The organism is Sphingopyxis sp. Geo25, from assembly GCF_949769135.1.
Taxonomy (GTDB): Bacteria; Pseudomonadota; Alphaproteobacteria; order Sphingomonadales; family Sphingomonadaceae; genus Sphingopyxis.
In genome coordinates, this window is record NZ_CATKOZ010000001.1 from 1,209,937 (window position 1) to 1,222,209 (window position 12,273).

Genomic DNA, 12,273 nt, shown 5'->3' on the forward strand with positions numbered 1-12,273 from the left:
TCAGCGCGCCCGCGCCGCTTCCAAGGCCGCATCGCTCGCCAGTTTGTCGGCCAGTTCATTGTCGCCATGCCCCGCATGGCCCTTGACCCAGATCCATTCGATCTTGTGCCGTTTCGCCTCGGCGACCAGCCGCTGCCACAGGTCGGCATTGGCGACCGGTTTTTTTGCGGCGGTCTTCCAACCGTTCTTCTGCCAGCCGAAAACCCATTTGGTGATGCCGTCGCGGACATAGACGCTGTCGGTCGACAATTCGACGTTGCATGGCCGCCTGAGTGCCGCGAGCGCCTCGATCGCTCCCATCAATTCCATGCGATTGTTGGTCGTGTCAACTTCGCCGCCCGAAAGCGTCTTCACGACATCGCCCCAGCGCAGCACCGCGCCCCAGCCGCCGGGCCCCGGATTGCCCTTGCACGCGCCATCGGTGGCGACGATCACCGTCCGGCCCTCGGTCATGCGGCGAACAGGCTGGCGGCGTCGGCGGCCTGATAGCGGCGCAGGCGGTTCAGGAAGGGCGCGGGATCCTTGCGCGTGACCAGCGCGTCGGCGGGCGTATGGACCCAGTCGTGCGCGCGCGTCAGCAGGAAGCGCAGCGATGCGCCGCGCGCGAGCAGGGGCAGGGCTGCCGTCTCGGCCTCGGACAGCGCGACCGCCTTTGCATAACCCCGCATCAGCGCGCTTGCTCGCCCGGTGTCGCAGGTCGCGCCGTCGTCCGAAAAGGTCCAGGAGGCATGCGTGACCGCGACGTCATAGGCACGAAAGTCGCTGGCCGCGAAATAGAAGTCGATGAGCCCCGTGACCGTGTCGCCGAGCATCAGCACATTGTCGGGAAACAGGTCGGCATGGATCACATGGGCCGGCAGCCCCGACGGCCAGTGGGCGTCGAGATAGGCGAGTTCGTCGTCCACGACCGCTTGCAGCCCCGGAATTACCGTATCGAGATCGCCCGTCGCTGCTGCGATACCGCGCCAGTGGCGGTGCCCCATGCTGTTTTCGCGCCCCCCCGCGAAATCGGCGACCGCGCGATGCATTGTGCCCAGCGCCTCGCCCGCCGCCTCGCATTGGCGCGGCGAGGGGTGGGTCAGCGAAATGCCCGGCAGGAACTGGATGATGCAGGCGGCGCGTCCGGAGACGCGTTGGATCGTGCGGCCTTCGCGATCCTCGATCATCGCGGGCACGGGGCTGCCGCGACGCGCGAGATGATTCAGCAAGTCGACGAAGAAGGGTAGGTCGCCTTCGCTCACCCGCTTTTCGTAGAGCGTCAAGATGAAGCGGCCACCGGTCGTTTCCAGCAGGAAGTTGCTGTTCTCGACGCCCTCGGCGATCCCTTTGCACGACAGGACGGTGCCGATGTCGTAGCGCGCGACGAGCGCCGCGAGGTCGTCGGGGTCGACGTGCGTATAGACCGCCATCAGTTCGCCGCCGGTTCGAGCCCGCGCGGCAGCTTGAAGACCATATTTTCTTCGGCCGTCACAACGACCTCCTCGCGGATCGGCCGATGCGCCGCGACGGCGTCGATCACTTCGCGGACCAGCATCTCGGGGGCGCTCGCGCCTGCGGTGATGCCGAGCGTCGCGATATCGCGCAGCCAGTCTGAATCGACGTCGGTTCCGCGCTGGACCAGATGCGCCGGGGTGCCCAGCCGCTCGGCGACTTCGACGAGGCGCAGGCTGTTCGAGCTGTTCGGCGCGCCGATCACGATCATGCGGTCGCACCGTCCGGCGATCGCTTTCACGGCGTCCTGCCGGTTCGATGTCGCGTAACAGATATCTTCGCCGCGCGGGCCACTGATCGACGGGAAACGATGTTGTAGCGCGGCAATGATGTCGCGCGTGTCGTCGACCGACAGCGTGGTCTGCGTCAGGAAGGACAGATTTTCCGGATCGGGCGGCGATAGCGCCGCGACGTCGTCGACCGATTCGACCAGCGTCATCGCTCCTTGTGGCAACTGGCCGAGCGTGCCGATGACCTCGGGATGGCCCGAATGGCCGACAAAGACGATGTGGCGTCCGGCCTCATGCGCACGCTCGGCCTGACGATGCACTTTTGACACCAGCGGGCAGGTCGCGTCGATATAGTCGAGCCCGCGCGCTTCGGCCTTGGCGGGCACTGCCTTGGGCACGCCGTGCGCGCTGAACACTACCGGGACGCCGTCGGGGACCTGGTCTAGCGATTCGACGAAAATCGCTCCCTCGGCCTTCAGCGATTCAACGACGTAGCGGTTGTGCACGATTTCGTGACGGACATAGACCGGCGCTCCAAAGCGCAGCAGCGCCAGTTCGACGATGCGGATCGCGCGGTCGACGCCCGCGCAAAAGCCGCGCGGCGCCGCGATTAATACATTGAGGATCGCGCTTTCGCTGCCTTGCGGGCGCACTATATTGTCGGGAGCGTTCATGGTCCGCGCGCTCTAGCGCAGCACAACTATCGCGGTAAAGCGGCTTCGTCCGTGTTGCGCCTCGTTCATCGCACCGATAAGAAGCGGCGCGCATGGAAGGGCGAGCAGCCCTTCGATGCCTCCGCGCGAGTTTGGAAAGTCCGGTTTTTATGATGTCATCTTCGTTGTCCTTCCGTAAATTTGTTGCCCTGCTCGGCGGAGCCGCTGCGCTGGCGACGGTGGCGGGCTGCGCAAAGGACAATGATATCGACGTTTCGTCGGGGGTCGGCATCACCTCGACGCGCAGCGCGTGCCCTGCGATCGCCGTCCCGACCTATACCGGCGACATCACCCTCTTCGATCCCGCGACGAGCCGCGATGCGAGCGCGATCGACGTCGTCGCGACGATCACCAACCTGACGCCGCAGTGCAATGAAGAAGGCGAGAAAGTCTATCAGCTCGCCAATTTCGACGTTATCGCAACGCGCCGCGATGCCGGCCCGGCGCGGACGGTGACCTTGCCCTATTTCTCGACCGTCGTGCAGGGCGGCACCGCCGTCGTGTCGAAGCGGATCGGCCAGGTGACGGTCAGCTTTGCCGACGGCCAGGTGCGCGGGACGGGCCATGGTCAGGCGGCCGCCTATGTCGACCGCGCGGCCGCGACGCTGCCTGCCGACATCCAGGAACGCATCACGCGCAAGCGTAAGGCAGGCGAGGAAGACGCAGCGGTCGACCCCCTGAGCATCCCCGAAGTGCGTACCGCGGTGCAACGCGCCAGTTTCGAACTGCTCGTCGGCTTCCAGCTGACCCAGGACCAGCTCGAATATAACGTCCGACGATAAGCCGCGCGGCGGCGCCCGTTCGCGCCCTGCGCTTCGTTCGTCCCTGCGACGCCTTTTTGGCGGCGCAGGGCTTTTCGCGTTGCCCCGCCTAGGCTAGGGCGCCCCGACGATATTTGACCCAAAGCTAGGATCCGCCGTGACCCTGTTCAGCCGTTTCTCCGACCATATCGGCACCGCCCTCGATGCGCTTGTCGCCCGCGATGCCTTGCCTGCCGGCCTCGACCGCAGCGCGATCAGCGTCGAGCCGCCGCGCGACCCTTCGCACGGCGACGTCGCCACCAACGCCGCGATGGTGCTTGCCAAACCCGCGGGCACCAACCCGCGCACGCTTGCCGAACTGCTGGTCGCCGAACTCGGCGCGCTCGATGAAGTGACCGAGGCGAGCGTCGCCGGCCCGGGTTTCATCAACCTGCGCCTCGCCGATGACAGCTGGCGCGACGAACTCGCGCTTATTCATGCCGAAGCAGGGGATTATGGCCGCTCGAAAATGGGTGAAGGTCGCTCGGTAAATGTCGAATATGTATCGGCGAACCCTACGGGACCGATGCACGTCGGCCATTGTCGCGGCGCGGTCGTCGGCGACGCGCTGGCCGCGTTGCTCGAATATGCCGGGTACGAGGTCATCCGCGAATATTATGTCAACGACGCGGGCGCGCAGGTCGATGTGCTCGCGCGGTCGGTGCACATCCGGTACCGCGAAGCGCTTGGCGAAGAGATCGGCGCGATCCCGGAAGGGCTCTATCCCGGTAACTATCTGAAACCCGTCGCGGCGAAGCTGGCGGCCGAATATGGCGAGCGGTTCGTCGGCGCGCCCGAGAGCGAATGGCTCGTTCCGTTCCGCACCGCCGCGGTCGCGGCGATGATGGACATGATCCGCGCCGACCTCGCAAAGCTCGGCATCCACCACAATCTCTTCTCGTCCGAGGCCGAATTGCAGGCCGAAGGCAAGCCCGCGGCTGCTGAAAAGTGGCTGCGCGATCATGATCTCGTCTATGATGGCGTGCTGGAAGCTCCCAAGGGCGAGACACCCGAGGATTGGGAGCCGGTCGAGCTGCCGCTGTTCCGCTCGACGCAGTTCGGCGACGACCAGGATCGGCCGATCAAGAAATCGGACGGCAGCTGGACCTACTTTGGCGCCGACCTCGCCTATCATTTCCAGAAAAGCCAGAACGCCGATGAATTGATCGACATCTGGGGCGCCGACCATGCGGGAACGGTCAAGCGGATCAAGGCCGCGGTCGCGGCGCTGACCGGCGGAAAGACCCGTTTCGACGTCAAGCTGGTGCAGATGGTCCGGCTGCTCAAGAATGGCGAGCCGTTCAAGATGTCGAAACGGGCGGGCAATTTCGTGACCCTCGCCGACATCGTCGACGAGGTCGGCAAGGATGCGGTGCGCTTCACCATGCTGACGCGCAAGGCCGACGCGCAGATGGACTTCGACTTCGCGAAAGTGGTCGAGGCGTCGCGGGACAATCCGGTCTTTTATGTCCAGTACGCCCACGCCCGGATCGCCTCGCTGAAGCGCAGGCTCGCGGACGCAGGCGTCGCGCCGGCCACGCCGAACACGGCGCGGCTCGATGATTACGAGCTGGGGCTTGTCAAGCTGCTCGCGCAATTCCCGCGGATCGTCGAATCGGCCGCCTCGGCGCGCGAACCGCACCGGATCGCCTTCTTCCTCGGCGAGATCGCGGCCGCGTTCCATGCCTGGTGGAACATGGGTAACGATCGTCCCGACGCCCGTATCATTTTGGTAAATGACCCCGAATTGACCGCGACCCGCCTTTATCTCGCCGATGGAATCGGGCAGGTTATCCGAAACGGGCTCCACCTGATGGGGGTAGAGGCGCTCGAGGAGATGAGCTGATGGCGGAGGACAAGGACGCGGGACTGGGCCTGGAGGACGAAGATCGGCTTCCCTGGCTCGAAGCGGCCGACGATCTGGGCGACGATGGCGAGGTATCGCCGGTTCGCCTGCTCGTCATGGTGCTCGGCGGTCTGATCCTGATCGGCGCGGTGCTTGGCGGCCTCTGGTGGCTGCAGAATGGCGGCGCGCGCGGCGATGGCGAACTGATCGTCGCGCAAAAGGGCGCTTACAAGGTCGCGCCGAAAACCGATGGCGCCAAGATGTTCGAAGGCGAGGGCGATGCCAGCTTTGCCGCAACCGAAGGCGCCGAACCGTCGGGCAAGGTCGACGCGAGCCGGATGCCCGAAGAGCCGGCGGTGACCCCGGCCGAGCGCGAAGCCGCCGCAAAGGCCGAAAAGACCAGATCCGAGGCCGACAAGGCGGCTGCCGCCAAGGACGAGGCCGCGCGCATCGCCGCCGCCGACAAGGGCAAGCCCAAGCCCGCAGCCATGTCGGTCAAGACGCCGGGCGCCAAGGAAGCCGACAAGGCGGCGACGGGCGGATCGGCGATGATCCAGCTCGGCGCATTCAGCAGCGAAGCCGCGGCGGGCAAGGCGTGGACGAACCTGTCAAAGCGTTTTCCCTATTTGGCCGATCTCGGCAAATCGGTTTCGCCCGTGAAGCTCGGCGATAACACCGTCTATCGTCTGCGCGCTTCGGCCGGTTCGGCCGGCAATGCCTCGGCCGTGTGCGGAAAATTGCGCGTGGCGGGCGAAAATTGCGTCGTCGTCCGCTAAATTTGCGCATTTTACCGCAGAAAGCGTTGGTTCGATAGGAATGCCGTGTCATCATGCATGCATTGGCCGGGCTGCGCGGGAAGTACCGGCCAGTGGAGTTTGACGCATGATACCGGCGATTTTCGGCCTTTCGGGCCTGACCCTGACCGACGACGAGCGCGCTTTCTTCCGCGACAGCAACCCTGCGGGCTACATCCTGTTCGGGCGCAATATCGAAAACCGCGAGCAATTGCGGCGCCTGACCGACGAACTGCGCAGCCTCGCCGGCCGCGCCAACCTGCCGATCCTGATCGACCAGGAGGGCGGCCGGGTCGCGCGGATGAAGGCGCCCGAATGGCCCGATTTCCCGAGCGGCGCCGCGTTCGATGCGCTGTATGAGCGTGCGCCCGCCAGCGCGATCGAAGCCGCAAGGCTCAATGCGATGGCGCTCGCGTCGATGCTGGCCGAGGTCGGCATCACGGTCGACTGCCTGCCGCTGCTCGACGTGCGCCAGCCGGGGGCGAGCGACGTCATCGGCGACCGCGCGCTTGGTAGCGAGCCGATGCGCGTCGCCGCGCTCGGGCGGGCGATCCTGTCGGGATTGCAGGACGGCGGGGTCGTCGGGGTGGTGAAACATATCCCGGGCCATGGCCGCGCGCTGCTCGACACGCACGAGGCGCTGCCGACCGTCACCGCCCCGGACCGCGACCTGCAGACCGATCTCGCCCCCTTCGCGGCGCTGCGCGATGCGGCGATGGCGATGACCTGCCATGTGATTTTCGAGGCGTGGGACCCCCACCGCCCCGCGACGCTCTCGCCGCTCGTCATCGACAGCATCATCCGCCAGCGCGTCGGCTTCCACGGCCTGCTGATGACCGACGATCTCGACATGAAGGCGCTGTCGGGCGATGTTCCCTCACGCGCCGCCGACGCGATCGCCGCCGGGTGCGATATCGCGCTCAATTGCTGGGCGAAGATGGACGATATGATCGGGATCGCGAAGGCGCTCGATCCGATCAGCACCGTGTCGCTCGCGCGGCTCGAAGGGGCGATGGACCGGATCGTTGGCGCCCACGATTCGCGGGCGTTCGACGTGCTCGTCGACCAGCGCGACGCGCTGCTGGCGCTGGCCTGAGGGCGTCGATGGACGAACTGCCGCTCGATTTCGAACTGGCCCCGTCGGCGGCAACGGAACGCGAGGATGCGCTGCAACTCAGCCTCGACAGCTGGGAAGGTCCGCTCGACCTGTTGCTGACGCTGGCGCGCGGGCAGAAGGTCGATCTCCGGCAGATTTCGATTCTCCAGCTCGTCGAGCAATACCTGGCCTTCATAGCCGAAATGCGCGCGAAGCTGGAGGTGGCGGCCGACTACCTGGTGATGGCGGCGTGGCTCGCCTATCTCAAATCGGCGCTGCTGCTGCCCAAGGATCCGCTCGAGGAGCCGTCGCCCGACGAACTGGCGCTCCGCCTGCAATTACGTCTTCAGCGTCTTGCCGCAATGCGCGAGGCGGCGGCGCGGCTGCTTGCGCGCGACCGCATCGGCCGTGACGTTTTCCTGCGCGCGAAGCCCGAGGGACTGCGCGATGTAAAGTTGCGGCGCTGGGACGCCAGCCTTTATGACCTGCTTTCGGCCTATGGGCAGGTCAAGCTGCGCACCGAACCGGTCGTTCACATGGTTTCGCGGCGGCCGGTGGTGACGCTCGATGCGGCGCTGCACCACCTCGAACGACTGATCGGCGTGCAGCTCGACTGGGCCGACCTTTCCGACTTCCTGCCGTCCGACTATCGGGGGCCGCTCCGCCGCTCGGCGATCGCGTCTAGTTTCCTCGCCGCGCTCGAACTCGCGCGGCAGGGGCGCATCGACCTCAAACAGGAAGCCGCCTTCGAACCGCTCTATCTGAAAGCCGCAAAAGCATGATCGACGATCTGGAACGCGCGATCGAGGCGATGTTGTTCGCGAGCGACGAGCCGCTCGACGCGCGGCAGGTTGCGGGGCGGCTCGGGGATGACATGACGCCGGGCGAGGTGCGCGCGATCATCCTCCGCATCGCCGAGCGCCATGACGGCAGCGGGGTCGAACTTGTCGAGCGCGGCGGCCATTGGCATTTCCAGACCCCCGCCGATCTTGCACACCTGCTCCGCCGCGAGCGTGACGATCCGCGCAAGCTGTCGCGCGCCGCAGCCGAAGTGCTGGCGATCGTTGCATATCACGAGCCCGTCAGCCGCGCCGAGATCGAGGCCATCCGGGGCGTTCAGACCTCGAAGGGAACGCTCGATGTCCTGATGGAAGCCGAATGGGTCGCTCCCGCCGGGCGACGCGAGGTTCCGGGGCGGCCGCTGATCTACAAGACGACCGACGCCTTCCTGCAACATTTCGGCCTCACCAGCCGCAAGGACCTGCCGGGAATCGAGGATTTGCGCGCAGCCGGCCTGCTCGACCCTGTTGACCTTGCTTTCGAGGAGGCAATGGGCGAACTGGACCTAGTAAAAGACGGTGAAGAGGCCTAGATGAGCCCTTCAAGGAGATTTTGAGATGGGTAGCTTCAGCATCTGGCACTGGCTCGTGGTCGGTATTCTTGTCCTTCTGCTGTTCGGCAAGGGCCGCTTCTCCGACATGATGGGCGACGTCGCCAAGGGCATCAAAAGCTTCAAGAAGGGCATGGCCGACGACGATGTCCCGCCCGCTCCGAAGCAGATCGAGGGGCAGCGGACGCCCGACGCCGCCACTCCGACGCCGACCGCGGAAACCGAAATCCGCTGATCGCGCCGCGCCGCCTGCGGGGGAAGCTTTAGTTCATGTTTGACGTCGCGCCCACCGAGTTGCTGCTCGTCGTGGTGGTGGCCCTGGTGGTCATCGGGCCCAAGGATCTGCCCAAGGCGATGCGCTTTGTCGGCAAATGGGTCGGTAAGGCGCGCGGCATGGCGCGCCATTTCCGGTCGGGCCTCGACACGATGATGCGCGAGGCCGAACTGGAAGAGCTTGAAAAGCAGTGGCGCGAGCAGAATGACGCGATCATGCGCGAATTTCCGCGGATCGATGACGCTGCGGCAGGGACGCCGCCGATTCTTGCCGCGACCGACAGCGGCGAGGCACCGCCCGAAAATCCCGATCATGCGGCCGCGGCCACCAAGCCCGAGACGCACGAAGTGCCGCCTCGTGATGGGCCGCTGCCATGACTGCCGAAACCCCCGTAACGGCCGACGAGGATGGCGCCGGCGGCAAGATGCCATTGCTCGACCATCTGATCGAACTGCGCTCGCGGCTCTTGAAATCGCTGCTCGCGGTCGGGCTGGCTTTCGGCGTCTGTCTCTATTTCGCGCGGCCGATCTTCGGCATTCTCGTGCATCCTCTGGTCGTCGCGGGGCAGGGGAAGCTGATCTACACCCAGCTGTTCGAGGCCTTCTTCGTCGAGATCAAGGTCGCGCTGTTCTCGGCCATGATGATCGCGTTCCCGGTGATCGCCAACCAGCTCTGGAAATTCGTCGCTCCCGGCCTGTACCGCAAGGAAAAGCGAGCGCTGCTGCCCTTCCTGTTCGCGACGCCGGTGCTCTTCACGGTCGGCGCGTGCTTCGCTTATTTCATTACGATCCCGATCGCCCTTAAATTCCTGCTCGGATACCAGGGCGAAGTCGGCGGGGTGACGCAGGAGGCGCTGCCCTCGGTCGGCAATTATCTGAGCTTCGTGATGCAGTTCATCATGGCGTTCGGCATCGCCTTCTTGTTGCCGATCCTGTTGATGCTGATCGAACGCGCAGGCCTCGTGACGCGCGAGCAGCTCATTTCTGCGCGGCGCTATATGATCGTTGCGGCGTTTGCGATCGCTGCGGTGTTCACGCCGCCCGATATCCTCAGCCAGCTGCTGCTCGCGATTCCGCTCGTCTTTCTCTACGAGCTGTCGATCTTTGCGATCTGGTTTACGGGCCGCAAACGCAAGACAGGCGCCGAAGCGGCGCCTGTCGAGCCTCTCGAAGAGGCTTAGGGTAAGCTTCCCGCCGATCAGTGAATGGCGTCGCTACCCGCCTGGCCGACCGACTCGATGTCGCGGCCAACGCCCTTCACCGTGTTGCAGCCAGCGACCAGAAAGCTAGCAAGCAGGGTGAGGAGGATTACACGGATACTCGTCATTTGATTCACCTCTCACGGGTCTTCTTGGACGCAAAATGGCCCGGCACGCTTCGAGGGGGGGGGGAGGGAATGCGGGCCGGGCCAATGTTGCTGAGCAGCGCTGCGGGGGGGCGATGACCGCTGCTCGAAGGGGAAACGGACGGTACCCGTCAAAAGTTCCCGAAAAAAATCACACAGGTGAAATTTTTTCGCGGCCCATTTGAATCGCTTGGATTTCAGAGCGTTGACCTAGAGCGACGTCAGTCCGCTGGCCACCGCGAGCCCCAGAAAGGCGAGAAATCCCATCGAATCCGTCGTCATCGTGACGAAAATCGAGCTCGCAACGGCAGGGTCCTGATCGAGCCGGTCCAGTAGCAGCGGGATCGCTACCCCGGCTACGCCAGCGACGAATATGTTCACGATCATCGCCGCGGCGATGACCGCGCCCAATTGCGGATTGCCGAACCAGAGCGCGGTAGCGGTCCCGGCGATCATTGCGATCGTACCGCCATTGAGCAGCGCGATCTTTATTTCGCGCCACACGGCGCGATAGCTGTTCGAATCGGTGAGCTGGTTCATCGCGAGCGCGCGCACGGTGACCGCCAGCGTCTGCGTTCCCGCATTGCCGCCGACGCCGGCGACGATTGGCATCAGCGCCGCGAGCGCGACCATATGCTCGATCGCGCCGCCGAAGATGCCGACGATGCTCGACGCGACCAGCGCGGTGCCAAGGTTGGCGATCAGCCAGCGGACGCGAGCCGCATAGGTTTCGCGGATCGGCTCGTTGATGTCGCCGTCGCCGGCGCCCGAGAGGCGGAGGATGTCTTCGCCTGCCTCTTCCTGGATGATATGGACGACGTCATCGACCGTGATCATTCCGACGAGACGCCCCGCCTTGTCGACGACCGCAGCCGAGATCAGCGCATATTTCTGAAAGCGGAGCGCGACCTCTTCCTGATCCATGTCGACGGGGATCAGCGTCTGCTCGCGCTTCATCACGTCGCTGACCGCAATGTCGCGCGGCGTGCGGAGAATCCAGCTCAGCTGGCAGGTTCCGACCGGGCGATGCAGCGGATCGACGACGAAGATTTCCCAGAAATCGGTCGCGAGGTCGACATCCTCGCGCAGCCGGTCGATGACGTCGCCGACGGTCACATGCTCGGGCACCGCGACATATTCGCGCTGCATGAGGCGTCCGGCGGATTCCTCCGGGTAGGAAAGCGCGTCCTCGATCGCGGCGCGATCCTCGGGCTCCATCGCCTCGAGAACGGCCTGCTGATCGTCCTCCTCCATATCCTCGATGATCGCGACGGCATCGTCGGTATCGAGTTCGGAGGCGAGTTCGGCGACCTGCTCTGGCGCGAGGAGGTCGATCAGCTCCTCGCGCACATAATCGTTCATTTCCGCCAGCACGTCGGCGGAGAGCATGTCGCCCAGCACGGCGGCAAGGACCGGGCGCTCGTCGGAGCTTGCGAGTTCAAAAAGGTCGGCGATGTCGGCCGGATGGAGACGGCCTATGCGCTCGCGCGCGGCCTCGCCTTCGCCTTCCTCGGCAAGGTCGATGACCTCGCGGACGAAGCGAGGACGCAGGCGATCATCCTCGTCGAGTTCGGTTTCGGTTTCGCGCGCAGGCTGGTCACGGCCGGCATCGCGATCGTCGGTGAGGATGGCGCCTTCGTCCGGCAGGGGTTCTTCGCGTTTGTCCATCGCGGTCCTCCCTGGATCATGCGGCGTCCGAGCCTCCCCTAGTCCCGCGGGCACACGATGGCAACGCCGCGCCGTCCATTTGCGTATTTAGTGCGTGCATTGCCGCGCGGCCCCGCTATGGCACCGCCAAATCCCCAATGAAGGAGCAAATCATGTCCGACCAGACGCTCACCCTTTCGCTGTCGACCGGCGATGTCGTCATCCGCCTGCGCCCCGACCTTGCGCCGCAACACGTCGAGCGCATCACGTCGCTCGCCAAGGAAGGCTTTTACGACGGCGTCGTCTTCCACCGCGTGATCCCGGGCTTCATGGCGCAGGGCGGCGACCCGACGGGCACCGGCATGGGCGGCAGCAAGCTTCCCGACCTGCCGCAGGAATTCAGCGCCGAGCCGCATGTCCGCGGCGTCTGCTCGATGGCGCGCGCGCAGAACCCGAACAGCGCGAACAGCCAGTTCTTCATCTGCTTCGACGACGCGCGCTTTCTCGACAAGCAGTACACCGTCTGGGGCGAAGTGATCGAAGGCATGGACAATGTCGACGCCCTCCCCACGGGCGAGCCGCCGCGCGAACCCGGCAAGATCGTCAAGGCGACCGTCAGCGAATAGCCTTCGGCATTATGTTCGTCAT

Annotated in this window: 15 protein-coding genes; 10 read left to right on the forward strand and 5 right to left on the reverse strand. The window is 65.1% G+C overall.

Annotation, left to right across the window (positions count from 1 at the left end):
- The 3 genes from rnhA to ispH are packed head-to-tail and all read right to left on the reverse strand — an operon-like array spanning position 1 to position 2,395.
- A complete protein-coding gene (rnhA, locus tag QOL68_RS05980) occupies positions 1-453 on the reverse strand; it encodes a ribonuclease HI (RefSeq protein ID WP_282947796.1) in 453 nt (150 codons plus the stop codon).
- On the reverse strand, positions 450-1,409 hold the full coding sequence (thrB, locus tag QOL68_RS05985; RefSeq protein ID WP_282947798.1) for a homoserine kinase: 960 nt from the start codon (positions 1,407-1,409) through the stop codon (positions 450-452). The genes rnhA and thrB overlap by 4 nt, the downstream gene beginning before the upstream one ends.
- Positions 1,409-2,395, reverse strand: a complete 987-nt coding sequence (gene ispH / locus QOL68_RS05990) for a 4-hydroxy-3-methylbut-2-enyl diphosphate reductase (protein ID WP_282947800.1) — start codon at positions 2,393-2,395, stop codon at positions 1,409-1,411. The genes thrB and ispH overlap by 1 nt, the downstream gene beginning before the upstream one ends.
- Before the next feature lie 149 nt (positions 2,396-2,544).
- Here ispH and QOL68_RS05995 point away from each other — a divergent pair, with 149 nt between their 5' ends.
- The 9 genes from QOL68_RS05995 (at position 2,545) to tatC (ending at position 9,814) form a co-directional block, all read left to right on the forward strand.
- Positions 2,545-3,216, forward strand: a complete 672-nt coding sequence (locus QOL68_RS05995) for a hypothetical protein (protein WP_282947801.1) — start codon at positions 2,545-2,547, stop codon at positions 3,214-3,216.
- Between the two features lie 136 nt (positions 3,217-3,352).
- Positions 3,353-5,080: an arginine--tRNA ligase gene (argS, locus tag QOL68_RS06000; RefSeq protein ID WP_282947803.1), complete on the forward strand. Its 1,728-nt coding sequence runs from the start codon at positions 3,353-3,355 to the stop codon at positions 5,078-5,080.
- The gene (locus tag QOL68_RS06005; RefSeq protein ID WP_058456649.1) at positions 5,080-5,856 is read left to right on the forward strand and encodes an SPOR domain-containing protein; all 777 of its coding nucleotides are present in this window, start codon (positions 5,080-5,082) and stop codon (positions 5,854-5,856) included. The genes argS and QOL68_RS06005 overlap by 1 nt, the downstream gene beginning before the upstream one ends.
- Before the next feature lie 106 nt (positions 5,857-5,962).
- Positions 5,963-6,970: a beta-N-acetylhexosaminidase gene (nagZ, locus tag QOL68_RS06010; protein WP_282947807.1), complete on the forward strand. Its 1,008-nt coding sequence runs from the start codon at positions 5,963-5,965 to the stop codon at positions 6,968-6,970.
- Positions 6,971-6,978: 8 nt separating this feature from the next.
- The gene (locus QOL68_RS06015; protein ID WP_282947809.1) at positions 6,979-7,752 is read left to right on the forward strand and encodes a segregation and condensation protein A; all 774 of its coding nucleotides are present in this window, start codon (positions 6,979-6,981) and stop codon (positions 7,750-7,752) included.
- Complete coding sequence (gene scpB, locus QOL68_RS06020; protein ID WP_282947811.1) at positions 7,749-8,342, forward strand: SMC-Scp complex subunit ScpB; 594 nt, start codon at positions 7,749-7,751, stop codon at positions 8,340-8,342. Before QOL68_RS06015 ends, scpB begins: the two co-directional genes overlap by 4 nt.
- Before the next feature lie 25 nt (positions 8,343-8,367).
- Positions 8,368-8,595, forward strand: a complete 228-nt coding sequence (locus tag QOL68_RS06025; RefSeq protein WP_058456653.1) for a twin-arginine translocase TatA/TatE family subunit — start codon at positions 8,368-8,370, stop codon at positions 8,593-8,595.
- A gap of 35 nt (positions 8,596-8,630) precedes the next feature.
- Positions 8,631-9,011, forward strand: coding sequence for a Sec-independent protein translocase protein TatB (tatB, locus tag QOL68_RS06030; protein WP_204992996.1), 381 nt, complete (start codon positions 8,631-8,633; stop codon positions 9,009-9,011).
- A complete protein-coding gene (gene tatC / locus QOL68_RS06035; protein ID WP_204992995.1) occupies positions 9,008-9,814 on the forward strand; it encodes a twin-arginine translocase subunit TatC in 807 nt (268 codons plus the stop codon). Before tatB ends, tatC begins: the two co-directional genes overlap by 4 nt.
- 17 nt (positions 9,815-9,831) lie before the next feature.
- Here tatC and QOL68_RS06040 read toward each other — a convergent pair whose 3' ends face one another.
- Positions 9,832-9,960 (reverse strand): entericidin A/B family lipoprotein, encoded by a 129-nt coding sequence (locus QOL68_RS06040; protein ID WP_058456656.1) that lies wholly within the window; start codon positions 9,958-9,960, stop codon positions 9,832-9,834.
- Positions 9,961-10,188: 228 nt separating this feature from the next.
- A complete protein-coding gene (mgtE, locus tag QOL68_RS06045) occupies positions 10,189-11,646 on the reverse strand; it encodes a magnesium transporter (protein WP_282947817.1) in 1,458 nt (485 codons plus the stop codon).
- A gap of 152 nt (positions 11,647-11,798) precedes the next feature.
- Between mgtE and QOL68_RS06050 the strand changes: the two genes are divergently transcribed.
- Positions 11,799-12,251: a peptidylprolyl isomerase gene (locus QOL68_RS06050; RefSeq protein WP_282947819.1), complete on the forward strand. Its 453-nt coding sequence runs from the start codon at positions 11,799-11,801 to the stop codon at positions 12,249-12,251.
- Positions 12,252-12,273: the final 22 nt, after the last annotated feature.